This window comes from Gracilibacillus boraciitolerans JCM 21714, from assembly GCF_000521485.1.
GTDB lineage: Bacteria > Bacillota > Bacilli > Bacillales > Amphibacillaceae > Gracilibacillus > Gracilibacillus boraciitolerans.
This window is the reverse complement of record NZ_BAVS01000009.1, coordinates 36,684-61,336: the sequence shown is the minus strand read 5'-3', so window position 1 is coordinate 61,336 and position 24,653 is coordinate 36,684. Positions and strand designations below refer to the sequence as shown.

Here is a 24,653-nt window from a genome sequence, read left to right as displayed (position 1 = left end):
AATAATCAGAGAAAGTCAATGATTTTAGCTTGTAATCCATTCTCTTGTTTTATCATTAAAATGCCATAATATGAACTCTCTCTTTTTTAAATGTTCATCCACCACAGCTCTTAATTTTAAAGATTGTTCTTCTATAAACATTTCCAATTCCTTTAAATACTGTATATTTTCTGTAACAACAAAAATCCGTTCTTTAAAGTTTTTTTTCCATTTCAAGTATAATGTTAAATCTTTTAATCCATCACGTTCCACGTAAATATAATATAATTGATCGTTTAGGTATATACTTGCGGTGAAAGGTTCAGGCGCAGGTGCTATTTCAATATCTTTAAATAATTGGCAAAACTGAAAAAATAAAAGTGCTTTTAAAACTTTCTTCGTGTCCAGCTCAATCCAGTAGTTATCTTTATATTCGGGCATCATGTTGTTTGCTCCGAACCTTCCTACCGTATAAATAGGTATTTCTTGTGATTTACCATCCTGAGTAGTTTTATATAAAGTGTGGCGTACTAATAAATGTTTTTCGCACATTCTTTTAATATGCTCACGACTTAAACCAAACAGATATTGCAATTGTAATCCACCAATTACACCGACACACGATATAGCTTCTAATGCAGCATTTTCTTTTTCGGATCGGTTTTCATTTGGTTTATCATATTTCGTAGCAGAGGGAATTTGAATCCACATGATTTCCCATTTGTGATCTATAAAAGAAAAAGGACTGATAAAATTATTATTGATAGCCTGATCCATTGCTTATCTCTCCTTCCTTTTAAATAAAAGGACTGAACATTTAAAGAATAGGTGTTCAGTCCTTTACATATCAGGATATTAACTTTTCATATCCAATTACTAATGACTTAAATCCTAGAAAACTCTTACTATCCTCTGAATCTATTTGTTTTTGAATTGCTTTAGAATAAGCGTTAATGCTTAAATTTCCATTGTTTTTTATTTCATTTTCTGCAAGAAACAATATTTTTCCATACTTTATGCGGTAAAAAGTATCATATTGATCTATTTCTTTTAATAAATATTCTTTCATTCTATAGTATCTCATTTGGCTACTCCTTACAGTTTTGGTGAACAAGATTAATCAAGCACTCGTATAATTTTAGATCTGATTTGTTCCTTTTCAATATCGACTTGACGAATACGTACAAGAACACGTTCCCCCCCTTTTGTTACGTTTTGGAATTTTAAATGTGGTGCTAGGCTGTCCACCCCCCCTTCTTCTAAGTTGACGAATACACCATATTCAGGGACACCTGATACAACCCCCCCTACATATTCACTATTTTTGTGATAGCGAGTGGCACAGTCAGGAAATGGATTTTTTAATAATGGTTTAGCTGATACTTTTACTTCCTGTTTCTCTTTATCTATTTCCGTTACTTGTACTCGAATGTGATCTCCTGCTTTGAATTTATCTCGTAAATCTTCAATCCATCCGTATGTTAAATCTGAAACATGGACAAAAACATCAATTCCACCAATATCGCCAATAATATTAGATTGGTACACTTCTCGAATAACGCAGTGGATATTATAGCCTACATCTATTTTTCTTAAAGTTATTTCTGCTGTTTCTTCTCTCGCTTGTTTACGAGAAGCTACAAAGATATTTTGGTCTTTATCATAACTTAATACTTTGAATGCAATATCTCTCCCTGATAAAGCTCTATATTTGTTTATTGCCTGTTGATCATCGGGATCAATACCTGATTCCGCAATTGGAATTAACCCTTTAATCTCGTTAAAACGAATAATACCGCATAACACTTTTTTGCTGTTTAACTGTAAGGTTTCAAAACCTTGTAGCATACCAGTAATGATTTTATTGTTTTGATAAGCTGATTGAATTTCCTGCCATTTTTTGTTTACCTCGTCAACTGGCTTATATTCTGCCTTATTTGGATCAAAACCTTCAATTAATACACTGTTTAATACATCTGCCATCTTAAACCTCTCCTTTTATATCATAATTTTTTATTTTGGAACACGTTTTAAAAGAATTTATCAGTATTGCTTTTTTCTTCAAAATCTTCCTTTTTAAAGTTATTTGATGAATCCTGCAAGTGTGTTGAAATTATGGTTGCTCTTTTTCGTGGTTCTTCCTCTGTATCTTCTGTTTCCTCTACATTTTCCTTTAGAGTATCAGCATTATCTTGTGTATCTTCGACCATAACTGTTGTTGTTACAGCTTGCTTTTCTTCTTCTATTTCATCCAATGAAAGTGTTCGTGTAACGTTTTCCTCTGTTTCTAAGGCTTCATTCTTCTGTTTCCTTTCACCTATTTCACTAGATGTTTTTTGCTTAGGAAAAACTTTTGACATAAAGGCAATTACTTTTTTGCCATATGAGTGTATCTTTGGTTGTTCATCTTCCCATATACGCTGTTCTTTCCAATCTTTAGGTACAAAGTTCCCTATACCTTCAAACGGTTTTTGTGGCGTACCATTATGCAGGATTCGGCATATAAAATGGAATCTTTTCATTTGATCCTGCAAGTGTGTTTGAGAAAATCGGTATTCTTCTGTTTCTGTATCACGATACGTATCAGGAAGAATCTTGGTAAAAAGATACGATTTCTATAGGTTGACTGTCTCATGGTGATTTTATCTTTTCCAAATTCTTCAGCAAACTCTTTGGCATCATTTGCAGAAAGACCACAAAATGCTATTTTATTACGACAATTCGTTAAAATGGCATGTTTCATAGCTCTTGCTGATATTCTCCCTGATTCTACTTCTAATTGCCCTAATGACTGGATAGCGAATACTCCTGCTACTCGATAACTTGCGGCCATTGATAAAAATATCTCCACATCTGGATTAATATACCGACCGTATTCGTCAATAATCATAAAGTGATCTGTCCTGGTTCTTTCTGTTCCTTTTCTCCTGAAGGTTGCATTCTGTAAGTGCATAGCACAAAACATACCAAATGCATCACCACTTTTCCGCAAACTACCAATGCTTGTATTGATTAATAAAATCCCACCATCTGTAAAGTGGCTATCCAAATTAATATCAGATGTTCCTGTAATAATACGTCTTAGTTTCTTATTGGCGGTTATGTTTTCTAATTGGGATCTCAACCCAATTACTAATTTTCGATATTGTTCTGCTAAAGAACCTAACAGCTCATTTTCAAAAAAGGGAATGAGTTCGCAGTTGGGATCTTTCTTCTTTAATTCCTGCACGCGTTTATTTAATAATTTTTCATCTCGTAATGTTTCCAGTACGTCTAAGAGGTCTAAATCATCACCTTTTAACTCTTTTAGAAGTTTAGTGATATTACGTGATGAAAGCTCTTGTACGGTTTGAAAAAAGGCTTCCTGCTTTCCGAAAAGGGATTGCAAGACAGCTACCGTTGCTTCTGCCACATCATCTGTATCTCCTTGCATCACATTAAACCTATCTGTATTTTCAGGATCATCAGGATTAATATAGGTATATTTCAGTCCTATTTCATCGCAATATTCCTTAATGTCCATGATTAAATCTGATTTTGGCTCAATGACACTTAAACCTACTTTTTTTCCTCGTTTTTTTTGTACCAATACGCTAAAAATAATTGGTTTTAACAGCGTGCTTGTTTTACCGCAACGTGTTGGTCCTGTAATTAAAGTGTGTGTGAATGGATCATCACCACCCCCCCATAGTATAGGTTCTCCCATCTTTTCTATCTCCCCCCTTTCCTATTTCATTTTTAAAGGTATTTTTTGATTTATATCTCATGTTGTCGTATAATAGAAATACCTTTAAAATTTCTTTTTAGAAATTTCTTTCTTGCACTACATTTCGTTCGATACGTAAATGTAGTGCATTATTTTTTTCTTCTACTTATACTGAATAGCTAAATCACTTACCGATTTCTCCATAAAGAAGTAGCTAATAACTATTCCTGAATAAATTGCTAATGTCAGCCCCATTCCGAAAATCCCTGTCGATAGAAACGTATCGTATAATTCATGTGCTGTAAGTGATAACAGCAATGGCATACATAAGACGATCAACATCATTACCATGACCTTATGTTTCATATATCGTTTTCTCCTGAATAATTCATCACGTTTTACGATTTCAAAGTTGATACTTTTATTTATGTTACTAAATAAATCTTTTGTGTTTCCACCCTTGTCATACTTTATTTGCAATATCTGATGAAAAATATCAACGGAAGAAAAATTATACTTTTGAAAATGATCTGTTTTCATTTCCGCATTTTTCCTTAATTCATTAATGGTGATATTAATATCTTTCTCAATTTTTGGATCTAACGTTTCTTTGGTTGTCTCAAGAGCTTTTAACACGTTATAGCCTGATTGCAAGTAAAAGGTGACGTTCGTTGTATATTTCTGTAATTCTTTAAAATAATGATTTTCCACTTGTACTTTTTTATCTGTATACAGAATGAAGTAAAAGGAAAATAGAGCTGTTATGCCACCTACTATAAGGCTTATATTCTGATCTTTTGTAATAACCCATAAGTACCCTGTTGCTAAACTGAAAATTAATAACAGATTTAATACAATCTGTATAAGTGAATAAGTTTCCAGTAGAGCTTTCATATGTCTCTTCATTTTAAAACTCCTTTCATTACACACTTTTCAATGTATTTACACACTTACACCACTTGCTAATCCTAGTTTTGCTTCTTCTTTTATAAAGGGATAAGGTAGTAAGTGATACAATTCTTTCTCTTTTAATTTCCTTAATGTATCTTCACTTAATGGATTCAATTCAACGATTTTCTTATATTCCTTTTTCTGTTCATCATAATCTTTGCTTACTTTATAAATCGTGCGGTATTCAATTCCGTTATCATTAAATCCTGTATACTCCACTATTTCATCTATATATCTTCTAATCCCTTCATCTGTCGTTTCAGATGCCATGTGTATACCGATTTTTAGCACATTCACAATATCTTTCCCAAGCAAATATTCGTTCATCTGATAGCGTTGGCCGATCATTGTCATTATTCGAGAGGGAATACCTTTGGCATCTTCTGCATGTATAGTGGTTATAATAGAGTGACCTGTTAAGGCACTTTCTAGCATGTCGTAGGCTTCTGAACCTCTTGTTTCTGCAATGATTAACCAGTTAGGATTGTTACGCAGCCCTGCTTGAATCAGTGAATTAAAATTGATTTTGTTTTCTCTTGTATCTTCCATTAACGTCTGCCAACTATTTATATCTTTTTCGGGGGGGTATAACGCTTTAATATGTGAATCCATCGTATCTTCGATCAAAGTAATCTTTTTATTATCAGGGATAAAACTTGTTAAATACTTCTGCAACTCTGTTTTTCCAGTTCCTGTTTCCCCCCCTGCAACAATCGTATTTATATCGCCTTGAATCAATACGTTTAATAGCTGTTCTACTTCTTCATTTGCAACTTCACTTAAATCAGTCATAGCAAGTATTGGCTTAGAAATACGAATAGCAAACGTACAACCTGAAGGGCTGACAGCCGAATGAATGAAATTAACACGTAAGTAGGAAAGTTCTGTGTCCAATATAGGATTATTTGTGGTAAACTCTTTTCCCATTTCATCTGCAATACGTTTTCCGAGTGACATCACATCATCATCAGAAGGTTGTTTATCAGTTTTATAACGACCTTTTTTATTATCCTGCACATACATAGTCGTTCCGTTATAAGAAATATCCGTTATCGTATCTTCTTTTAAAAAAACACCTATAAAGCTTTGTTTAATTAGATGCTGTATTCTTTCCTGGAGTTCTTTATCCACCCTTACCAGTCCTTTCTTTTTTAATTGGTATTACATCAAAGAATTAACGGATGTAAAATAAACCATCATAACGATTCCTGCAAATCCGAGAATGTAGGCTAGTGCGTATATCATAATCGGTGTCGCATGTTTCTCCATGCCATTCACTTTATATTCAATTAGATCATTTACTTTATTGTTTTGAAGCTCGTTTACAACACTTTCTAATTCTTTTAAATCGTTTTTATTAATACCTTCCTGATGAAATTCATAAATTATACCTATTATCATTCTGGCATCACTAGAATTAATGTAATCCGCAAATTCCATGAAAGCATCACGTTGCGATTCTTCATCTTTTTCTAACTTAACGACTAGCTCTTGTACTTTTTCTTTTAACGGTTCGTGCATGTAAGGTACAATTGCGCGCAATGTTTTATACACATTTCCTTGTGTTTCTATTAAACTGACGAAGTATCTTAAAAATGTAGGGAAAGCATATTGATTGATAATATCTCGCTTATTTTTTCGAGATATTAATTGGAAATAAGGAAGTTTGTAAGCTGCTAAAATAGCAATTGGATAGCCAATAAGCATCAATATATTCTGTTGTTGTAAATAAACTAGGGTATAAACTATAGTAAACAGCAGAATTAATAATATTCGTTTTATAAAAAACTGCTTTTTATCCACCTTAAAATAATCGAAGTACATTGTTTTATTTCTTTCTAAAATGAATTCTGACACCTATATCACTCCTATCTTCTTAGTATTACCGTCGAATTTCGTGTCTGAAAATCTTCATACTCATAATCCATTATGATTTCTTCTCCTACTGGAACTGTTCCACTTACTGTATTACCGTTTCCATCTGTAAAAACAATAGTAGCGCCTTGAGATTCTAATTTAGTTACTACTTCTTGTACTCTTGGGGTAATACCACCTTCTGCTGATACCAACTGCTGCACTTCAGCAGACGTTGATAATAGTTTGGTGCTATACACATGGTTCACATATGTATTAATACACAAAGGTAGAAGTCCTATTGCGAATACAAGGAGAACTGCTATAAACCCTGTTTTCTCTCCCATATGCCATTTCTCCCTTCTTCCCTAATACTTTTTCAAATCAATTCTTTGTTCAGATCTTGAAATGATTTTTCCTTTATCCATAATCTTTACTAAGAATTGAACACTTTCTATATTGTCATCATTGCTTGTTTTGTTTCCCGATCCATCTAAAAACATATAATCAACTTCTATATCCTTGCCTTGCTCTTTATGAGTTTTAGCTATGTCTAATATCATGTTGTTTACTATCGCCTTTTTATCTATCTTGTTATCGGTATTCTCTCTCATTTCCCCCCCTATTTGCGCTGATTTTGTTGCTATCTGCACTTCTTGGGTAGCTGTAACGTTGGTACTGTGCCTTACCCCCCCTGCATTTGTGATAAGGATTATCCCCGAAACGAAGATAACCCCCCCTATTACTAAATACTTGATCCAACTTATCATTTATCCACCTCTTTCCTTTAATAAGAAAGAGAAGGAAGGATATTTTTTACTTGATTATATTTTTTATAAATGTCTGTAGATCGGAAGCCATGAATTAGAAAGTTTCTGTCATTTGAAATGTCTTTTAAATCACTTATTTGATTCGATTTAATCGTAATGCTGTTATCATAATTAGCATTTAACACCTTGCTTCCTGGCTGCTCATTGATTACTGGATCATCAATCGGATTACCTAGCAGATATTTTTCAAATTCTAGATTCTCTCCTATATGCAAAGTAGCATCTGATAATCCTAATTCACCTACAATATAATCATTGCTATATTGTATATTTGGCTCTTGCTCGCTGTTCCCATTGATATTGAAATAGTATCTCGATCCATTAAATGGACTGTTTAAAACTTCATCTTCATAGGTTTCTCCTGTGAAATCCTCATATTCCTCTTTCGCCTTTTTATTAATGGCTAATATGCTAACCTGTGTATGTGGTAAAGAAAAAAGTAAACCGTTATTTTTGGTGACGAAAAAATTATCTTCTGTTTTGTAGTTAATAGAGCTGTTATTTTTCATATTAACTCGTAACGGTATCGCAATATCTGAATACGTGAAAGATGTTGTATTCTTGTACTGTTCTTCTAAATTTTCGTCTATTTCATTTGGAAAGTACCACAACTCGTCAGTTAGTGAATATAACGGATTACCAAGATCTGAACGATAGGTGACTGGTTCATTAATTTCTATCCATGTTTGTGTTTCTTTTGTGATCGTCGAATTATCCACATTAAAATGTTCCTGCTGATAGCTTTCATTCATGTTGGACAGGTTCGTAGTACGACCAACAATTAAAGATATGTTATTGGTCGGATAAACGATCTCTTGTTGATCCTGATATTTATGATCACCTTTCATTGTTTTATTAAATGTTGCTGTTTCTTGATATGTCCAATCTGGTTCTCTGTGAGAGTATGTCCATTGTATGCATCCATCGGATCGTGATGATGAGCACGTATACACATCTCGATAGTAGTTTGTGTAATCATAAGCAAAAGCATAGTTGATATTCTTGTCTCTCAGATCATGTGGATCATTTACATAATAGTTTTGCGGTGCTGTACTTGTTTTACTGATTACACTTGGACTGTTTATTTGGTATATGGAATTTCGTGTAGCAAAATGGCTTCCTGCAATTCCTGCTGTATTTCTTAACTGAACACGACTAGGGGCATTGGCATTTTGTTTATTTAATTGCCATATGAATTGACCACTCGCTTTTCCATTACCTGTACTGCTGGCTTGTCCGCTATTTGTTGGATTGTTAACAACTGCATATACCCAACCTTGATAACGGTACACTCTTGTATCACTAGTTGGTTTTGTTACAAATCCTTCATAACGGTACACCCTTGTATCATTTCCTGGTTTTGTTACAATACCTGAATACTTAGCTGTCCAGTTTTCAGAGCAAGAAGCATTTGGAAAACCTGTTTTCGCACAATATCTATTAGGTGATGCGCTTATTCTATAAAGCGTTCCTGAATATCCCTGTGCATCATTGTAACTCTCTGATGAAGGCATAATTGATTTTGATAATCAGGACTTGCTAACCTTTTCCCTTCGGAGTTATATACATATACTAGTGTGTTATAACAAGTATAGTTTGCATTTTTGCTTTCTGAAGGTGTATAACTACCACTATAAACATAAGAACTTAGCGATCCACTATAACCACTTGCATTATAATAAGAGGTTGTTTGTCCACTAATCCAAATAGTATCTGAAGGTGTATAGCTACCACTATAAATATAAGAACTTAGCGATCCACTATAACCACCTGCATTATAATAAGAGGTTGTTTGTCCACTAATCCATTTCTTATCATCCACTATCTGTTGCGCATATACATTGTTAAAATTAAATAAAAGGATAAATAAAATTATCCCGATTGAATAGATTATTTGCATTACTATTTTCAAATAAATTTCACTCTCCTTTTTAAGTAAATAGATTTTTTCTAATATCTTCAGAATAATATTTATATACAGCTTAGTTATTAATCTTTTAATTGAATATAAAAGTACCCTGTAAAATTAAGTTACTACTTTACAGGTACTTTCGTTTTAGTAATTTGTAATATTGACAAATTCAGGAGAACCTTCAAATTGCTTAATACTAAATGTATATTTATTTAACTTTACTGAATTTTTAGTGGATTGTACTTTTTTTACAGCATTATAAATTTCATCTTTTGTTAAATCTGCGCCCCCCCTATAAAATACAACATGGTAAGCCATAGTGAATAGATCTTTTTCATTATTTATCTCGTAATTACCTACAAAGCTTTTTTCTTCATTCGGAACTGGCATATCTATATGAGTATTATTCGCTTCATCTAGCCATGTAGGTTTAACAAATTTACCATTATTCAATATATACTTCGGGTTTTCACTATTATCGTCTCTCCACCAATTAGTATTATGCGTAAAGACAAATCCTTTTATGGAAATAGGATTAATGTTTAAATTTCCATCTACAAGAATAGGATCATTAGGATTAATAGGCTCTTCGATCACTATTGTTTTAACTACTATGCTAGTAATTGCCTTTATTCCTTCATATTCCGCTGTTAGTTTGGTTTCACCTTGAGTAAGTCCTTTTATATTTCCGTTTTTAATTATTGCTACACTTGAATCTTCAATTAGAAACCTGGTATCCTTTGTTACATCTTTTTTTGTTCCATCTTTATATTCAATAATTAATTTAAGTATGTGGGAATCTCCCACTTTTAAAGATTTCTCAAACGCAAAATCGATTTTTGCTATATTATCAATATTACTTGATGGTTCTTCTCGATCAGGAGACTCAGGATTAACCACTCGTTCTAAGAATGCAGAAAATTCAGCTCGTGATATATTTTTTAATGGGTTGAATTTACCATTAGTGGCCCCCTTTTACAGCACCAAATTGATCTAATGCGTTTATATCATCATACGCCCAATATTTATATTTCACATCAGGAAAACGTAAGGCCTTATCTTTGTCTCTTAAATTAATGTTGTATGCTCGTACAAGAATAGATGCAAGTTCACCTCTTGTTAATAAATCTTTTGGTCCAAAGTTACCGTTAGGGTAACCTTTTATAATCGCTTCTGTTTTTCCTGTATTGATGTAAGGTTTAGCCCAAAATTTATCCGTTACATCAGGAAAAACACTATCACTATTATCAAGTGGTAATCCTAATTCACTTACAATCATCTTAACAGCACTTGCTCTTGTAATAGGTTCATCCGGTCTGAATGTTCCATCGGGAAATCCATTAATAGATCCAACATCAATTAAATATTCAATATTGTGCTGCCCCCCCCAATGTCCTTGAATATCATCAAATGTTTTAATAGGTGGCGCACTATCTGCTTTTGTTACTTGATTGCTTTCGGCTCCTGTTAATGTTGGTGCGATTAACACCGATAGAGATAAAGTTGCGATTAACGTCTTTTTTAATTTCATCATTCATTCTCCTTTTTATTTGTTTTTATATTAAAAAAACTGTTGTTTTAATTATTGTTAAGGTGTTGCTGTTGGTGTTGTGTAGCTTCCTAATGAATCATCTACTACGCCTTGCATTCCATCTGTTACACTTTGGATTAAATTTGGAAATGCAGTTTGAGCAACTAGTAGAATACCAACCATTACAACCAATACAATTAACATATTTGTAATACCGCCTGACTTTTCGCCCATTCTTTAAATCTTCCTTTCATTTTTAAAGTAAATTTTTTCTTCTTATTCAAGAGAAAAATAGATAAATAATTGTGTTCTTAAAGAAATCTCCTTTAGTCTGTTTTCGGCAAGATACAGACACAACCAGTATAAAAAGGAGAACGAACATGGTTGCTGACCAGTTTTAAGCACTTCACTCGCCCAACTAGAACATTCGGTACATTACTTTGGCAACCTGCTCAAGGAATATACACCTATTCAGTTTTTTATTTTCATCATTCTTCTCTAACTATAAATAATTTATCGCGCACACGATTAAATTGTCTGTTTTAGGTATTCAATTTTTCTTAATTCGTCGTTTTTTCTTAGTCGTTTAGCCACTTCCAAACCAGTTTTATCAATGACTGTTTTTATATCCTTATATATAATTGTAAAGTCTTTCACTTCTTGCGTTTTAGCGTTGATTGCACACATTCCTCTTTTTTTGGAGAAGAATAGACGGTACATTTCTTTGTCAAACGTTCTTATGTATCCTTCTTTTGCTAAAACCACTACATCATACATGGAAACTCTATCACGAAATCTTCTAGGCAATCTCATGTTTGTTGTTTTCACCTTCTTCCATTGCATGAATACATTGTTCTTCTTTTTCATAAGCATTTGCTAGTTGATCAAAAGGAATTTCGCAAATGTGCAGATCGAATAAGTAAATGAGCTTTGCGATACTCGTTAATCGCAGGTCATTATGTGTTCCTCTTTCCCAATTGGAAATGGTTGAAGCTTCATATCACATAATTGAGCCATTTCGTATTGGGTCCATCCCTTTTTCTCTCTTTGGTCTTTTAGCCATTCAGCAAATGTTTTTTGTTTTGCTGATCCCCCCCCACCTTCTTTATCCCTCTTTCATTCTAATATTTGTTCAAAATATTGTTTCAACCTACACAACAATAAATTAGTACTAAATCATTAATAACAATTTATTGTTATGTTTATACCATTATTATATATATTTTCAACACCTTGTCAACAATTTATTGTTATTCTATAAATCGAACAATTCGAGTTTATTCGACATTTTTTTGTTCATGTTATATAATTAACTTAGTATTATTTCTTTGTTTTTTTACTATTTACCGTGCTTTAGTTACGACATATTAATTATCAGTGTTCTTTTTAAAGCTACACAAGGTAATAACTAATAAAGAAAAATTATAAAAAATATCAATTTTTTGTTTATTTATTCGTTTACATTATATAAAATGGTAGCAAAGGCGTTTTATTTTGTAACAAGACGTGAATACTATTTGTAATAGGAAATACAAAGTGTTCTTTTTCGGGCGATTAAAGGGAGGGCTTAATATGTCTGAACACAAGATGAATGATAAAAGCAAAGACGTGGAATTACTATTTAAAGCAGTTAGACATAGAATTTTATATCTTGCAAAAATTAATGATTTGAAGATTTCTCAAGTGGCTGCAAGGGCTGGAATAAGACAGTCAACGCTTAGTGAATTTATGAGAGGAAATTCTAATGGGTTGCGAATTGTAAATCTCTATCGTGTATGTCGCCATGCATTTGATATGTCATTGATGGAATTCTTTAATGATTCGATTTTTGATGATTCCATTATGAATAATGATATGGATACGTTTTTCATGTCAAATAAAGATGATACAGATCAAGATTCAGAAAAAGATAAGGATGACATATCTTCCCTTACTTGATTAATTCTTTAAGTGCTAAATAAAGTATATTTTTTTAATAAAATCAAACACTTTTAAAGTGTATTTTAAAATACCTGCTGTTTATAATACTATTCAGCAGGTTTTTATGTTTTATAATTTGGAACATTTGTTCGTCATCGAAGAGCAATTTGTTATATTTTTTTACTGCATAAAGGGGGGGGTAGCATTATGATTATACGGATTTATATGTATATATTAATTAAAAATTGAACCACATGTTAATCCAAAAGTGAACCACAAAAAGTTTGTGGATAATTTTATTTAGCAGTCATCAAGATTGCTTTATACGGAGAGGTGGGCATGATACCCTTTCTAGATACCGCGCTATTTAGCAAAATAGTCATGCCCGTAGAGGATCCTTGTCAAGCCAATATTTTTTTAAAATTACAGTGAAAGTTTGTGAAAAAAATTAATTTTAACTGGCTCAATTTCAATTGCGAAATACACCAACAGACAGGAGATATGTAAAAATAAATCTTACAGAATCCGAAACAAGCTACATCATCAAAATAAGTAAGGACATTTATTTAAATATGGAATTCATGTTTAAGGATTCGGATAATGAAGATATTGTATCATTCGAAGTTTGTATAACAAACATTAGCAGTCTCTTGCATAAATTAGATAAACAGTAATCTCAACAAAAGTATTTTCAGCCTTTTATTTAGCCAACTAATTTAAATAAATTTCATAAATCCTTGTTTAATTAACTGCTAGTTAGCTTAATAGATTATTATATATAGTTGTTTAAAAGTGACACTTTTTGCGCAATATGTGTCTACTAAAAAATATAAGATTTATCCTCACTCTGTCTAAAAGTATAAATACAGATTATTTGGTATTGAGCGTTCATTAAGTGCAAAGGTACTCCTTATGACAGCATTTGAATTAAGCTTAAACAACATATCTACTTCTCTATCAGTTATAGCAGATGTTGGCTCATCCATCACAACAATTTCCACTTCAAATGATATAGCTTTTACTATTTCCACCATTTGCATCTCGACTACACTTAACGAAGGTAATTTAGCTTTCGGATTTATCGTCAATCCAATTTCATCAAATAAATCTTTCGCTCGTTGATTCAGTTCTTTTCTTTTCACTACACCTAAAAATTTATAAGATGATTCTCGACCATTAAAAATATTCTCAACAACTATCATCTCAGGAATCGTCTCCAATTCTTGGTGTATCATGCCTATTCCTGCATTTAATGCATCTTTGGGATTATGAATTTCTACTTTTTCACCATTAATAATGATTTCCCCCTTGTCTGGGCGATGCTCACCTAATAGTATTTTCATTAAAGTAGATTTTCCAGCGTCATTCTCTCCCATTAAAGCATGAACTTCTCCTTTTTCGATATGCAGAGAGACATTTTCTAAAGCAACTGCCCCCTGGAAATACATACATACATACATATATCATTCATTTCTAGTAGTACCTTTGGTTCGCTCACATTTATCCTCCTTCTCTCTTTGTACAACTGCTTTTATTATAAAATGACATGAAAACTGTAACATTATAAAAAATACAGCCTTCTTATTATTAATTTTTAAGATTTTTTGAATTCGCCTACAATTTTATTGTTCAAGACATTTTTAGAACGAGCTAATATAAAAAAGAAAGAATCAAAGGAAAATCACTAAGATATTTTCAGTTCCACTGAATATCTTAGTGATTTTGATTTTAATCATAGCCAAAACTTGATATATGAATAATTCAGTAATAGTATTACATACAATTATTCTATAAAAGTTTCAGATCCATAAAGATCGAACCACTCTTTTCGAAATTGATTAACATTTGCCTCAATAGTTGGTATATTAAGAAACTCATCTATAATATCGGGAGAAGCGGTAACTCCATGAGAACCTATCAAACTAACATCTAATATTTGTTGCGTATTCTTAAAACTAGCTGCCAGCACTTTACAATTTGTATACTCTTTTGATAATACTTCTACTATATTCTTTACTACTTGGACACCATTTCCTGTTAAGTTATCAATTCGATTTACATATGGAGCTACATAACTTGCTCCTGCTTTTGCTGCTAAATATGCATTCAATGGAGTATAAACTGTTGTAGCTAGTGTTTGGACACCTATAAGGCTTAATTTTCTGATCGCTTTTATCCCTTCTTTTGTTACAGGTATTTTTATGACAACATTTCCCGATAAAAAATCTCGAATGTAGATTGCTTCTTTCACAATTTTTTCTGCCTTTTGAGCAATTGTTTGGACAAATAAAATTTTTTCATCACCTAAAACACATTGTATTTCTTTTAATAAAGGTATAAATGGCCTTTCCTCCTTAACAATAATACTTGGATTAGTTGTTACCCCGTCGATTGGATAATACTCACTTATCTGTCTTATTTTTTTATATTTGCAGAATCTATAAATAGTTTTATTTCCCTCACCCCCCCTCAAATTCAGAAATATAATAACTTAACTTTTGATAATCTTAACCTAGTTATCTAAAAAAATAAGACTTTTGTACTTTATGAATAAATACGAATGATATCACCTTGGTTGATTTCGTGAATTTCAGTATCTTCTAAGTATAGTGTTCCAGGTAGTTCTGGATCTTCAGACCCGTCAAATTTTAGAGTAATATGTCCTAGAGAAGTAAGGTTTTTTTCAACAGCGTCACCTACAGAAGTGATGTTATATTTGTTATTACCAATTTGAAGGATATCACCTACCTTGATTTCATTGTCAACATCATTAACAGTAATTGATAAACAATAATCTGATAGCTCCGTTGGTGCATTTTCATCAAATAAAATTAATATCTTTTCTCCAAGAAAATCAGCGACCGAGGAGCCAATTTTATTAACTTGCGTTTCAAATTTTATCTGCATATTCAAAATCTCCTTTATTTATATTTCTCAAATTTAGAATAATTTAAAAAAGCAGGAGCAGGATTCAGTGAAATAGAATCCTGCATACCTGATAATCTATATTACTTATTCGTATAAACCAAAACTTGCTAACCATGCGATAAATACAGTTGGTGCACCTGTTAAGAATCGACCATAAAGAACAGACGGCACTCCTACCTCTACTGTTTCTGGCTCTGCTTCTGCTAAACCAAGTCCTACTGGAACAAAGTCAGCGGCTGCCTGAGAGTTGATTGCAAATAATGCTGGTAGTGCTAAGTGAGCTGGTATATTACCTTTTCCAATTTCTACACCAATTAACGTCCCTACTACCTGAGCAATAACTGCGCCAGGCCCTAGGAATGGAGATAATAGTGGGAAAGAACAAACAATTGCTATAACCATCAAGCCCCAAACATTCCCTGCAAATGGTGACAAGAATTTAGCAAAAAGATCACCAATACCTGATTCTATAATAATCCCAACTAACATAGCTACGAATGCCATAAATGGTAGAATTGTTTTGAGTACTGTATCAATAGCATCTCGCCCTGCTTGATAAAAGACACTCACTACAGAACCCATACCCATACCTATTTTAGCCATCAAGCCTCTAGGTTTTTGCTGTTCACTGATTTTCTTTTCGGAGTTATATTTAAATTCTTTATCATTTGCCTTTTCCATTGTAGCAGTCGTCTGTGTAACTTCTTCGCTAGCTTCTGTAAGTTGGATATTCTCATCTTTAACTCCAGAGACATAAATATCTTCTGTAATGTGTTTTGCTAATGGACCACTTCGACCAGTTGGCATAATGTTTATTGTAGGTATACGCTTTTGTGGATAAAGTCCACATCTTAATGTCCCACCACAGTCAATAATAACACACGCCATTTCACTTTCAGGCACACTTGTTTTAAATCCATTAACAAGTTCACAACCTGTAAGATCTGCAATTCTATCAGCAATGTCTGGTTTTTCTCCTCCTGTAATATATACAACTTTATTCTTTTTTTCAGTTGGAGTTATTACTAATGGACCACCAAATCCACTAGCACCTTTTGTAACTTTAATCGATTTAAACGTTGTCATTTTATTTCACCACCCAAATTATAATTTAACGGAATCTTTCAATTCTACTTTTTGTTGTTTAGCGACATAAGCTGTCATAAAGTCTGTAATCCAACCTCTAAAGAAGTTTGTCACAATACCTACTAAGAAATAACGAAGTGCTAGTTCAGCAGTATCATAACCAAGCGTTGTAATACCTGCTGCAATACCTAAGAATACAAACAATTCTCCTGGGTTTACGTGTGGAAATAACCCATTATGTGTATGACACGAAAAGATGCAGCTGCATAGTAACTAGGTTTGAATTTTTCTGGTAAGAATCTCCCTAGTGATAAAGTCATTGGATTTGCTAATACAAATGTCCCGATAATCGGTAATATAAAATACCTTGTAAATGGATTTTTTCCTGATTTTTTAGCTAAGCTTTCTATCTTTTCTTCTCCCACTAAGCGAACAAGTGAATTCATAGCAACTAATAACATAATTAATAAAGGTACTATTCCTGTTACAAGATCTACAAATACTTCCCCCACCATGTCTGAATAAATCCATAAATTTCTCTGCACCTGTGATAATAATATCCATATTAATTTCCCCCTCTTTCTTTCAGCCCTTTTTAGGAATTAAATAATCAATCCATCCCTTTTTAACTTTCAACTCGCCACCTTTTGAAATAACATCATAATTATTTACTGCGTCTTCAATTGCCAGTTTAGTTAACTTGTTTACATTTCGATAATCAGCATCCGAAATTTTTAATAGGTTTATTCCATTAAATCCTTTTAATTCTCGAACGCGGGAAAATACGGTTACACCTTGCATTTTTGCGGCCCTTAAAATGTTATTATGCTTATCAATTGCAAACATAACAACAGTCCCAGCCTGGAACATACCTGTTTTTTTTCCGATAGCTACACGGCCTAAACCCCTTAATTCACTATACCTTCTATTAAAATGTTTGATTTGCAAAAAACCAAAAACACTTTGTAAAAGCCATGCAATACCTATCATTATAATAAGACCCCAGACCATCGTTCCACCCCCCCTTTTCCACTAATTATAATACCTACTAACACCGCATCCGCCTATAAATCACACCGATATACTTTTTAATTAAACTTATTTACCTTTTTTAGAATTTCCGAAGCCTCATTATAACAAGTAACACTTGCTAGTTGATCAATTAGTCGCGTATTATTTGCAATACGTATGATTTCGTCGTATATATTCACTAATTGATGCTCAACCACTTCAGATTGTTGTTCTGGGACGCCCAATAAAAATATAAGTTTTACTTCTTTACCATCCTTAACAACTTCTTTAGGGAAAATTCCTAATGCCAGTTTAATTTGTTCGGATTTATGATTAAAGGTATGAGGTAACGCTATATAACGATCAAAAACCATTGATCCTTTTTTATCTCTTTCCCTAAGACGTTTTAAAAATCTAGTATCCACTTGACCAATATTGATTAATTTGTCAACTATTGTAGATAAATTATCATCATAGCCAGTTTCGCTATCTAGTATAAAGAAACAATCTTCACTTATCAGATGATTCAAAATCGAATTATTAGTACTACTATCCGCCTTTGACATAAAAGTTTGTAAATAAGCTATTTCCTCAACCTTCCTAGAAATACGATGTTCATCAAATATCTCATTTATTATAATTACTGGTGTTGTGGTTTCACATGGTAACTTTATCGTAGAAAATATAATGTCAAATTCATTTAAAACGTCTTCTGTTACTTCTGTTTCTGAAAAAAGGATTAATTCTGTATTTTGATTTAAGATACGTCCTAATTGATTGGCAACTAGTTTAGCTGTTCCTCTTCCTGTACCACAAATAATTGCTGCATTTCGTAAATGTTTCACCTTATTTTCACCTTGTGAGATAAACACCTCAAAATAAAAGGCGATATAACCAATTTCATCGTCCGAGACTTTTAGGTCATACTTATTTTCTATTACCTCACCTGCAATCTTTGCCATTCGAAATGCAACAGGATACTTTTCTTTTAAATCTGCTAACATTGGATTTTCTATTCGCAGACCAAACATCAATCGGTTTAACATAAAGGTCAGATGATATTGTAAGTCAGTAAAAAAGGAATGATTTTCTTTTATAACATTTTTATTAAACCCAATATTTTCAACAATTTGCTCCTGGAGTTCCTTTATTTCATCTGGAATAGAAATATCGGCCATTGTACGATTATTTGCTGGTGTTCGTCTACCAGCAATTGGAATAGTTAAAAATAAAATTTCTATTTCTGGGATAGTAACTGGAAGCCTTTTCTCTATTATCGTTGCAATTTCTAACCCGATTTTATAGTCGAAAGTATATCTTAACTGATCAAAATTATTTGGTATTTTTTCCAATGGCCTATTGTTAAGTAGTCTGTCGAGCATAACAATTACAAATTCCATTAATCTTTTTTGTGTAGTTGATTCAAAATCATATTTAATCATACTCTTGATTATCTCTTCTGCAATATCATGATCTAGTGGATAAGATCTGTATAATACATCAAATACATTATCCATTATAAAAAAGCGTATATCTAACTCATCACCACTCAAATTCATGCCAGTGTTTGGCTTGCCATATATTTTTAAGTTATAGGCTTCCAAAGATACTGATGCTTTTTTTAACTCATTAACCAGTGTGGTTCGGCCAATGTTCATCTGAAATGCTAATTCATCTAACGTATATTTTTCTTCACTATTAATTAACTTATCAATAACGAATGCAATACGACGTTTTGGTGAATCAACTATATTTTTTTTGAAATTCACTTTCTCCATTAGGTTTTCAAAGTTAGATTGATTTTGAATAGATAACCAAAATCCTTTACCTCTTTTATTCTCGATGCATGCAGTACCTTCTAAATCACCATTTAACTTTTTAATATAGTTACGAATTGTTCTCGTTCCTACCCCAAGGGATTCAGCTAAAAAATTTAAGGAGCTATATTCCCTTTTTTGTGTTAATTCAATGATCTGAATTTCTTTGTCCTCCAGCATAAAGTCAGACATTTTTATCACCCTCTTTGTTAAATGAATGCCATTATATTAGATTAGGAGACTTTTGGTATTATAAGTAAACCTTCATTTCTAAGGCATCCATTAAAGGAAATCTGACTCTTTCTATTAACCTCGGGATTTCCCACCTGAGATATTTAGTGTTGTTCCCGTAATATAGCTTGAACGATCAGAAGCTAAATAGGTTACTAGATCACCAATTTCTGTTAACTTTCCTTCTCTTCCAAGTGGAATAGATTTACTATAATCTGTAGATAATTCATCTACTGTCACTCCACGAGTGTAAGCAAGTGCTTCATTATAGGCATCCGTTCTTAAACCCGTTGCTTCCACAATACCAGGAGCAATTCCTACTACTCGAATATTAAATTTACCTAGTTCCTTTGCCCATGCACGAGTAAAAGAAATAATTGCTCCCTTTGTAGCGGAGTAACAACTTTGACCTGCAGACCCTTCTTGACCAGCTTCAGAAGACACATTTATAATAACACCTTTCTTCTTGTTTAACATTACCTTTGCAACAGCTTGGGCAAATAGATAAGGTCCTTTTTGATTAACTGCCACCATAAAATCAAAATCTTTCTCGCTTAGTTCATACTCTGGTTTTTCACCCTTATCATCACTAGTAGTCTTGGCAAGTTGACACCTGCATTATTCACTAAAATATCTACAGAACCGAATAGTTCCACTGTCTTTTGTACTGCATTATCTACCGATTGTTTACTGGTTACATTACATGAAATAAAGTAAGATCCATCTTCTCTTTTCCCTTCTTCTCCCTTTATATCAGCAATAACAACGTTTACTCCATTATTTAAAAATTCGTTCGCTATTTCCTGACCGATACCAGAAGCCCCACCTGTTACAATTGCAACTTTTCCGTCTACATTCAGCCAATTACCGTTCATTAATATTTCCTCCTCTTATTATTTTTTACTTCTTTTTGTATTCGGTTTCAGTATAGGAGAAAACCATGTGTAAATTAATACAGACTTCACTTAAATGTGAAAAAGTCTGTATTAACAATAGTGTTCATTCTACATAAATAACTCATGTCATAGCTTTTAAATCAGCTATCTACTTGACATGAGTTGGACCATGTCATTAATTATCGTTAGAAAAATCTTTAACTCCGACTTTTTGTGGATCAAGTTTATGCCACTTAAAAATATTTTTGTTTATTACAGGTTGACTTAATGGAGATTAAGAAAAACCGGGAAAGCCCACCCGGTCCTTTGTCAAGATGAGAGGACATCCGAGAGTTTGTATTCATAACCATGATAACCTTTGTAGTATTCTGGATAGATTTCTCCACCACAGTTCTCACAACTGAATTGTGGTGGAACGCTCGGATCCCCCCCTCCATCCATGATGTCAAAGTCTCGTACCACACCGTACGGGATTTTTTCTTCTTCATGGCAAACCAAACAATGATAGTTGACGGTTTGTTGGCTCTTGGATGGTTGTAGATGCTCTCTCCCTTTCTGTTTCTTCTGTTTGTTTTTCTTTTTTTGGTTTTTCGCTCTCCGTGAGATGACGGATCATCCTTTCTAAATAGTTTCTAGCTTCCTGATTGACCGCTACTTTTATATGCAACTGCCCTTGATATAGACACACTTCTCCCATATATTCATAATAATTATCACAATGAGGGCAAATCATAGGATCTTTTCTACCACTAGCTATCATGCGCTCTCTCCATGTTTGACGACGAAGAAAGGTTTTTACTTTTACAATGATTCGATCTACTTTTTCCTGCCACGTTTCCATGAGTTTTCTACAGATGGACTTGCTTCGACGAGCATAGATGCCATAATGACGGATGGTTTTAAATTGTTCGTCTGGAATATGGCGAACGAGACACTGGATAAATTTTTCTACCATCATGGTTTCTGTCATAAAAAGAGGAGTTTAAATTACCACTCTATAAGTTTCATATTCACACAGGTAGAGTCTGTGATTTTAAAAGACGCAATAACAAACTACTTAAATCAATACAAGAGTATTTTTATTATCCTAATATCTTTTAAAAAGCATTATAGACACTTTATTGTTCATTATTTTCATAATATTCTCCTAGTTTAATGTATATTTCATCTGACTTCATTAACTGATCAGCTTCTTTCCTTCCGACACGCCATGTTTTATTATGACGTTGATTTCCTCTCACCTTTTTATAAGATATTTTTGCTCTTACATAAGCCATCACACCATAAATCGTTAGTAACATCATCATTGCCAACGTGATTTTTGTCATTGTAACATTGGTAAATATCGCTTCCCACTTCCATATCATTTGAATATAATGCGATACAATTAATGTAATACTGATAGGTATAAGTGAAACAAGTGTAATCTCTTTAATACGATTGGAGTGTTCATGAATTACATGAATAGCGTATAGGCATAGGGCTAATAAACCTATGTTGAATGAAATAAATGGACTGGGGGGGTATACCAATTAAAATAAGTTGTGACTAGAAATATTGTGGCTGCTAAAGAAAGTGTTCCAACAATGCCGTATTGAATTTTCTCGAATGTTGTATTCATACCTAATACCCTTTCTTTTAAATGTTATTTTAAATTAATGTAGCTCTTTTTTATTAACTGCCTTTTCCGTTTCGATTTCTATTAGGTATTTGAGATTCTTATATAATATCGTTTGTTCTTCTTTATCCAAATCTGGTATTTCGTAGCGCAAATCATTTCTTCCAATTAAGTCTAAAAAGAGCTGCAATTTCCCTGATATGCTATTTCCCTTAATCAATTTTCTACTCCTTTGATATGGTTTGTTCATATTTTCACATGCTGATTTTATATTAGAATATCCTCATACTCCCCACTTTTAATTTTTAACAGCTCTACATTATCCCATTGTTCTAATTCCTTGATGATTGCAGTTTCTATTGATAACACTAAGACTAAGACTTTTTGATTGTTGTTCCATTGTTTTTCACTTTGAGAATTATGATAAGCTTGTATCGAGTGAAATTTATTAAAATCGCTATCTGTTAGATCCACTAGGAAGTAAACTTGATTAAAGTATTCTACTGTTGTTTCAAATGCTTGTCTTTTCTCCTGGTTATCCTTTTCGATAATCCGCAAGTCATAATAATTACAGAGGGTGATGATCCATTCTTGCTTGGATAATCCCTTTGTTAATCTTTTCACATGCAAAGTATAAGGCTCTACGATCATTTCTCCTGCTGTTTGTACTGGTCTTCGTTTCATCTTTCTATCGTCGTGTCGATATTCAGTTTCTGTCATGCCATAATCTATAAAATGCAGATAACTGTTCGCACCCTTAAAGATGATGATATTATCGTGGATTTTATTTTCTTTATCATATTCCATGATTTCTTTTTGAATTTTGCCAATTATATTTTCGTTTACTTCTCGATCTAGTACGTATACACCGTATCGCTTCTGTTCAGGAGATATGACCATACCTTGTAGGTGCGCGCGATAATCTATATCATATTTCTGTTTTGCTAATCTTGAATCCCATATTTCCCAACCTATTTTATAGTAGTGATAGAGTACCTCATTTGCCAACAGTATTTGTTGTACCTGATAGTCTTTCACATGTTGGATGGTTTTATGGTTTACAGATTGCTCTACCTCTGAATATCTGAGTAGCATATTTTTTCCTCTTTCGGTTATTTGGTGTACTGCATATCCTTTTCTGTCCTTCCTGCTTTTGTTCAAGATACTTGATTTGATATATCCTTCTTTTCTCAGGACCAGCAAAACATTTTCCACGTATCTTCCTGTACCATTAAAAAAACGTTCTCTTATCATTTCAGTAGTTAATACTCGATACTCCAGCAAGTCTTTTAATATCAATATCTGCTTATCTGTTAGATGCTTATCGTATACAAATGTGTCCATTTTTACCACTCTCCCATCATGTGCGTTTCAGACTGTTATAGTTACGTATTCAAACTATGATTTTGCCTACTCACTATAACTTCTTTTCATTGATCAATTTTTAGTAATAATCTATTTTCTAATAAATACTTGACATTACTATGTTTATTCATCCTAAATACCATGATAATTAATGTGATTTTTATAGTGACAATTGAAGAATATAAAATTGATAATAATCACATTAATTGTCATACTACATTTCAAAAAAAGTATGTAATTCTTCTTTTTCTTTTCTTATCTTTTCTTGCCATTCTGATACTGTATAAATGTTTTGCTTATACCTATATTCATTAATGATACTTTCCATTTTCTGATCACAGAAATCCAAGTAATGATAAAATGGTATAACCAACAACTCCACCATGTTGCATATAGAACTTTTCCCATAATAATAAGGCGATACGTGTTCATAATTATCTTCTGGAATAATACATGTTTTTACCACAGCATCAATGAGTGGCTTATACACAAAGTTATCCATGTCTCGCTTAACCCTATCTTCAAAATGATGAATGATAAATACTACAGATTTATCTATAATTGGAAAATCAGCTGTTTCATTAAATTGTTTTTTTGTTTCTTCTACTAAAAAATCACCCAAACATAAACCATTTTCTAATTTAAATTTTTCTCGTTCTTTAAAATACTTCTTTCTATGAAGTAAAACATGAAGATTTTCTTTATAGAAGAAGTGATAATACGGTATTTTTTCTCCCTTTACCATAAAATGATTTTGCATATACATCTGTCAGCTCTCCTATTTTAATATTTTGTATACATTGTTTATCCCTTTGGTATCACGCTTTACAGCGCCTTTTTACTAATCATTGTTTACATTTAAAGTTTATTTTGTTGATATGTACATTTATATGTTTACACTTTTCAAATGAATTGCACTTCACACTATGAAATATTAGGATTTATAAGTGTTTACAACCACTTATTCTGTTTGTATACATTTTTTGGTTTTTATCTCCCTAATCCCCCCCTTGTTACA

Annotated in this window: 28 protein-coding genes and 3 pseudogenes; 1 reads left to right on the top strand and 30 read right to left on the bottom strand. The window is 32.7% G+C overall.

The features are described from left to right. Positions 1-24: 24 nt before the first annotated feature. The 16 genes from JCM21714_RS07890 to JCM21714_RS07825 form a co-directional block, all read right to left on the bottom strand. Positions 25-756: a hypothetical protein gene (locus tag JCM21714_RS07890; RefSeq protein ID WP_035723188.1), complete on the bottom strand. Its 732-nt coding sequence runs from the start codon at positions 754-756 to the stop codon at positions 25-27. A gap of 70 nt (positions 757-826) precedes the next feature. Further along, the gene (locus tag JCM21714_RS07885; protein ID WP_035723185.1) at positions 827-1,063 is read right to left on the bottom strand and encodes a hypothetical protein; all 237 of its coding nucleotides are present in this window, start codon (positions 1,061-1,063) and stop codon (positions 827-829) included. Between the two features lie 32 nt (positions 1,064-1,095). After that, a complete protein-coding gene (locus JCM21714_RS07880; RefSeq protein ID WP_035723182.1) occupies positions 1,096-1,962 on the bottom strand; it encodes a S1 RNA-binding domain-containing protein in 867 nt (288 codons plus the stop codon). A gap of 47 nt (positions 1,963-2,009) precedes the next feature. Next, positions 2,010-2,501, bottom strand: a complete 492-nt coding sequence (locus JCM21714_RS18260; RefSeq protein ID WP_052000464.1) for a hypothetical protein — start codon at positions 2,499-2,501, stop codon at positions 2,010-2,012. After that, positions 2,498-3,685, bottom strand: a complete 1,188-nt coding sequence (locus tag JCM21714_RS07875; RefSeq protein ID WP_052000463.1) for a type IV secretory system conjugative DNA transfer family protein — start codon at positions 3,683-3,685, stop codon at positions 2,498-2,500. The genes JCM21714_RS18260 and JCM21714_RS07875 overlap by 4 nt, the downstream gene beginning before the upstream one ends. Positions 3,686-3,847: 162 nt before the next feature. Next, complete coding sequence (locus tag JCM21714_RS07870; protein ID WP_035723179.1) at positions 3,848-4,591, bottom strand: hypothetical protein; 744 nt, start codon at positions 4,589-4,591, stop codon at positions 3,848-3,850. A gap of 36 nt (positions 4,592-4,627) precedes the next feature. After that, a complete protein-coding gene (locus JCM21714_RS07865) occupies positions 4,628-5,767 on the bottom strand; it encodes a CpaF/VirB11 family protein (RefSeq protein WP_052000462.1) in 1,140 nt (379 codons plus the stop codon). 30 nt (positions 5,768-5,797) lie between these two features. After that, positions 5,798-6,493 carry a hypothetical protein gene (locus JCM21714_RS07860; protein WP_035723173.1) on the bottom strand — a complete coding sequence of 232 codons (696 nt, stop codon included), beginning with the start codon at positions 6,491-6,493 and terminating at the stop codon, positions 5,798-5,800. 11 nt (positions 6,494-6,504) lie between these two features. Next, on the bottom strand, positions 6,505-6,837 hold the full coding sequence (locus JCM21714_RS07855; protein ID WP_035723170.1) for a hypothetical protein: 333 nt from the start codon (positions 6,835-6,837) through the stop codon (positions 6,505-6,507). Between the two features lie 21 nt (positions 6,838-6,858). Next, complete coding sequence (locus JCM21714_RS07850; RefSeq protein WP_035723168.1) at positions 6,859-7,260, bottom strand: hypothetical protein; 402 nt, start codon at positions 7,258-7,260, stop codon at positions 6,859-6,861. Between the two features lie 17 nt (positions 7,261-7,277). Next, complete coding sequence (locus tag JCM21714_RS07845; protein WP_148294997.1) at positions 7,278-8,834, bottom strand: hypothetical protein; 1,557 nt, start codon at positions 8,832-8,834, stop codon at positions 7,278-7,280. Further along, the gene (locus tag JCM21714_RS07840; protein ID WP_035723162.1) at positions 8,774-9,232 is read right to left on the bottom strand and encodes a hypothetical protein; all 459 of its coding nucleotides are present in this window, start codon (positions 9,230-9,232) and stop codon (positions 8,774-8,776) included. Before JCM21714_RS07840 ends, JCM21714_RS07845 begins: the two co-directional genes overlap by 61 nt. A gap of 144 nt (positions 9,233-9,376) precedes the next feature. After that, the gene (locus JCM21714_RS07835; protein WP_035723159.1) at positions 9,377-10,132 is read right to left on the bottom strand and encodes a hypothetical protein; all 756 of its coding nucleotides are present in this window, start codon (positions 10,130-10,132) and stop codon (positions 9,377-9,379) included. Between the two features lie 61 nt (positions 10,133-10,193). Continuing rightward, positions 10,194-10,763, bottom strand: coding sequence for an S-layer homology domain-containing protein (locus JCM21714_RS07830; RefSeq protein WP_035723158.1), 570 nt, complete (start codon positions 10,761-10,763; stop codon positions 10,194-10,196). 57 nt (positions 10,764-10,820) lie between these two features. After that, the gene (locus JCM21714_RS20110) at positions 10,821-10,997 is read right to left on the bottom strand and encodes a hypothetical protein (RefSeq protein ID WP_158413487.1); all 177 of its coding nucleotides are present in this window, start codon (positions 10,995-10,997) and stop codon (positions 10,821-10,823) included. Between the two features lie 294 nt (positions 10,998-11,291). Continuing rightward, positions 11,292-11,630: a hypothetical protein gene (locus tag JCM21714_RS07825; RefSeq protein ID WP_235182690.1), complete on the bottom strand. Its 339-nt coding sequence runs from the start codon at positions 11,628-11,630 to the stop codon at positions 11,292-11,294. Between the two features lie 705 nt (positions 11,631-12,335). On the opposite strand from JCM21714_RS07825, the gene JCM21714_RS07820 reads away from it, so the two are divergent. Continuing rightward, positions 12,336-12,701, top strand: coding sequence for a helix-turn-helix domain-containing protein (locus tag JCM21714_RS07820; protein ID WP_035723153.1), 366 nt, complete (start codon positions 12,336-12,338; stop codon positions 12,699-12,701). An 833-nt stretch (positions 12,702-13,534) separates the two neighbouring features. Here the strand turns inward: JCM21714_RS07820 and JCM21714_RS07815 are convergent. The 14 genes and pseudogenes from JCM21714_RS07815 to JCM21714_RS07755 all read right to left on the bottom strand — a co-directional run bounded on the left by JCM21714_RS07815 (position 13,535) and on the right by JCM21714_RS07755 (position 24,401). After that, positions 13,535-14,143: an ATP-binding cassette domain-containing protein gene (locus tag JCM21714_RS07815; protein ID WP_052000461.1), complete on the bottom strand. Its 609-nt coding sequence runs from the start codon at positions 14,141-14,143 to the stop codon at positions 13,535-13,537. Between the two features lie 323 nt (positions 14,144-14,466). Continuing rightward, on the bottom strand, positions 14,467-15,156 hold the full coding sequence (locus JCM21714_RS07810) for a transaldolase family protein (protein ID WP_235182689.1): 690 nt from the start codon (positions 15,154-15,156) through the stop codon (positions 14,467-14,469). A 71-nt stretch (positions 15,157-15,227) separates the two neighbouring features. Further along, positions 15,228-15,590, bottom strand: a complete 363-nt coding sequence (locus JCM21714_RS07805) for a PTS glucitol/sorbitol transporter subunit IIA (protein WP_035723152.1) — start codon at positions 15,588-15,590, stop codon at positions 15,228-15,230. 105 nt (positions 15,591-15,695) lie between these two features. Continuing rightward, complete coding sequence (gene srlE / locus JCM21714_RS07800) at positions 15,696-16,697, bottom strand: PTS glucitol/sorbitol transporter subunit IIB (RefSeq protein WP_035723150.1); 1,002 nt, start codon at positions 16,695-16,697, stop codon at positions 15,696-15,698. 18 nt (positions 16,698-16,715) lie between these two features. Further along, a pseudogene (gene srlA / locus JCM21714_RS07795) lies at positions 16,716-17,261 on the bottom strand (PTS glucitol/sorbitol transporter subunit IIC). A 21-nt stretch (positions 17,262-17,282) separates the two neighbouring features. Beyond that, a complete protein-coding gene (locus JCM21714_RS07790; protein ID WP_035723148.1) occupies positions 17,283-17,708 on the bottom strand; it encodes a transcriptional regulator GutM in 426 nt (141 codons plus the stop codon). Positions 17,709-17,785: 77 nt separating this feature from the next. Beyond that, positions 17,786-19,717, bottom strand: coding sequence for a BglG family transcription antiterminator (locus JCM21714_RS07785; RefSeq protein WP_035723145.1), 1,932 nt, complete (start codon positions 19,715-19,717; stop codon positions 17,786-17,788). A 114-nt stretch (positions 19,718-19,831) separates the two neighbouring features. Further along, positions 19,832-20,631: pseudogene (locus JCM21714_RS07780) on the bottom strand (SDR family oxidoreductase). A 505-nt stretch (positions 20,632-21,136) separates the two neighbouring features. Further along, a pseudogene (locus JCM21714_RS07775) lies at positions 21,137-21,619 on the bottom strand (transposase); the annotation flags it as partial. 151 nt (positions 21,620-21,770) lie between these two features. Continuing rightward, positions 21,771-22,019: a hypothetical protein gene (locus JCM21714_RS07770; RefSeq protein ID WP_148294996.1), complete on the bottom strand. Its 249-nt coding sequence runs from the start codon at positions 22,017-22,019 to the stop codon at positions 21,771-21,773. Between the two features lie 125 nt (positions 22,020-22,144). Further along, a complete protein-coding gene (locus JCM21714_RS22905; protein WP_268748314.1) occupies positions 22,145-22,273 on the bottom strand; it encodes a hypothetical protein in 129 nt (42 codons plus the stop codon). Between the two features lie 34 nt (positions 22,274-22,307). Further along, the gene (locus JCM21714_RS07765) at positions 22,308-22,490 is read right to left on the bottom strand and encodes a hypothetical protein (RefSeq protein ID WP_035723139.1); all 183 of its coding nucleotides are present in this window, start codon (positions 22,488-22,490) and stop codon (positions 22,308-22,310) included. 47 nt (positions 22,491-22,537) lie between these two features. Continuing rightward, positions 22,538-23,614 (bottom strand): hypothetical protein, encoded by a 1,077-nt coding sequence (locus JCM21714_RS07760; RefSeq protein ID WP_035723135.1) that lies wholly within the window; start codon positions 23,612-23,614, stop codon positions 22,538-22,540. Positions 23,615-23,849: 235 nt separating this feature from the next. After that, on the bottom strand, positions 23,850-24,401 hold the full coding sequence (locus JCM21714_RS07755) for a hypothetical protein (RefSeq protein WP_035723133.1): 552 nt from the start codon (positions 24,399-24,401) through the stop codon (positions 23,850-23,852). Between the last annotated feature and the right edge of the window lie 252 nt (positions 24,402-24,653).

Excerpts from the sequence above, each read along its gene's own strand:
- JCM21714_RS07890 (WP_035723188.1), bottom strand. The coding sequence starts at position 756 with ATGGATCAGGCTATCAATAATAATTTTATCAGTCCTTTTTCTTTTATA.
- JCM21714_RS07885 (WP_035723185.1), bottom strand. The coding sequence starts at position 1,063 with ATGAGATACTATAGAATGAAAGAATATTTATTAAAAGAAATAGATCAA.
- JCM21714_RS07880 (WP_035723182.1), bottom strand. The coding sequence starts at position 1,962 with ATGGCAGATGTATTAAACAGTGTATTAATTGAAGGTTTTGATCCAAAT.
- JCM21714_RS18260 (WP_052000464.1), bottom strand. The coding sequence starts at position 2,501 with ATGAAAAGATTCCATTTTATATGCCGAATCCTGCATAATGGTACGCCA.
- JCM21714_RS07875 (WP_052000463.1), bottom strand. The coding sequence starts at position 3,685 with ATGGGAGAACCTATACTATGGGGGGGTGGTGATGATCCATTCACACAC.
- JCM21714_RS07870 (WP_035723179.1), bottom strand. The coding sequence starts at position 4,591 with ATGAAGAGACATATGAAAGCTCTACTGGAAACTTATTCACTTATACAG.
- JCM21714_RS07855 (WP_035723170.1), bottom strand. The coding sequence starts at position 6,837 with ATGGGAGAGAAAACAGGGTTTATAGCAGTTCTCCTTGTATTCGCAATA.
- JCM21714_RS07850 (WP_035723168.1), bottom strand. The coding sequence starts at position 7,260 with ATGATAAGTTGGATCAAGTATTTAGTAATAGGGGGGGTTATCTTCGTT.
- JCM21714_RS07845 (WP_148294997.1), bottom strand. The coding sequence starts at position 8,834 with ATGCCTTCATCAGAGAGTTACAATGATGCACAGGGATATTCAGGAACG.
- JCM21714_RS07830 (WP_035723158.1), bottom strand. The coding sequence starts at position 10,763 with ATGAAATTAAAAAAGACGTTAATCGCAACTTTATCTCTATCGGTGTTA.
- JCM21714_RS20110 (WP_158413487.1), bottom strand. The coding sequence starts at position 10,997 with ATGGGCGAAAAGTCAGGCGGTATTACAAATATGTTAATTGTATTGGTT.
- JCM21714_RS07825 (WP_235182690.1), bottom strand. The coding sequence starts at position 11,630 with ATGAAAAAGAAGAACAATGTATTCATGCAATGGAAGAAGGTGAAAACA.
- JCM21714_RS07820 (WP_035723153.1), top strand. The coding sequence starts at position 12,336 with ATGTCTGAACACAAGATGAATGATAAAAGCAAAGACGTGGAATTACTA.
- JCM21714_RS07815 (WP_052000461.1), bottom strand. The coding sequence starts at position 14,143 with ATGTATGTATGTATGTATTTCCAGGGGGCAGTTGCTTTAGAAAATGTC.
- JCM21714_RS07805 (WP_035723152.1), bottom strand. The coding sequence starts at position 15,590 with ATGCAGATAAAATTTGAAACGCAAGTTAATAAAATTGGCTCCTCGGTC.
- srlE (WP_035723150.1), bottom strand. The coding sequence starts at position 16,697 with ATGACAACGTTTAAATCGATTAAAGTTACAAAAGGTGCTAGTGGATTT.
- JCM21714_RS07790 (WP_035723148.1), bottom strand. The coding sequence starts at position 17,708 with ATGGTCTGGGGTCTTATTATAATGATAGGTATTGCATGGCTTTTACAA.
- JCM21714_RS07785 (WP_035723145.1), bottom strand. The coding sequence starts at position 19,717 with ATGTCTGACTTTATGCTGGAGGACAAAGAAATTCAGATCATTGAATTA.
- JCM21714_RS07770 (WP_148294996.1), bottom strand. The coding sequence starts at position 22,019 with ATGATATGGAAGTGGGAAGCGATATTTACCAATGTTACAATGACAAAA.
- JCM21714_RS22905 (WP_268748314.1), bottom strand. The coding sequence starts at position 22,273 with ATGAATACAACATTCGAGAAAATTCAATACGGCATTGTTGGAACACTT.
- JCM21714_RS07760 (WP_035723135.1), bottom strand. The coding sequence starts at position 23,614 with ATGGACACATTTGTATACGATAAGCATCTAACAGATAAGCAGATATTG.
- JCM21714_RS07755 (WP_035723133.1), bottom strand. The coding sequence starts at position 24,401 with ATGTATATGCAAAATCATTTTATGGTAAAGGGAGAAAAAATACCGTAT.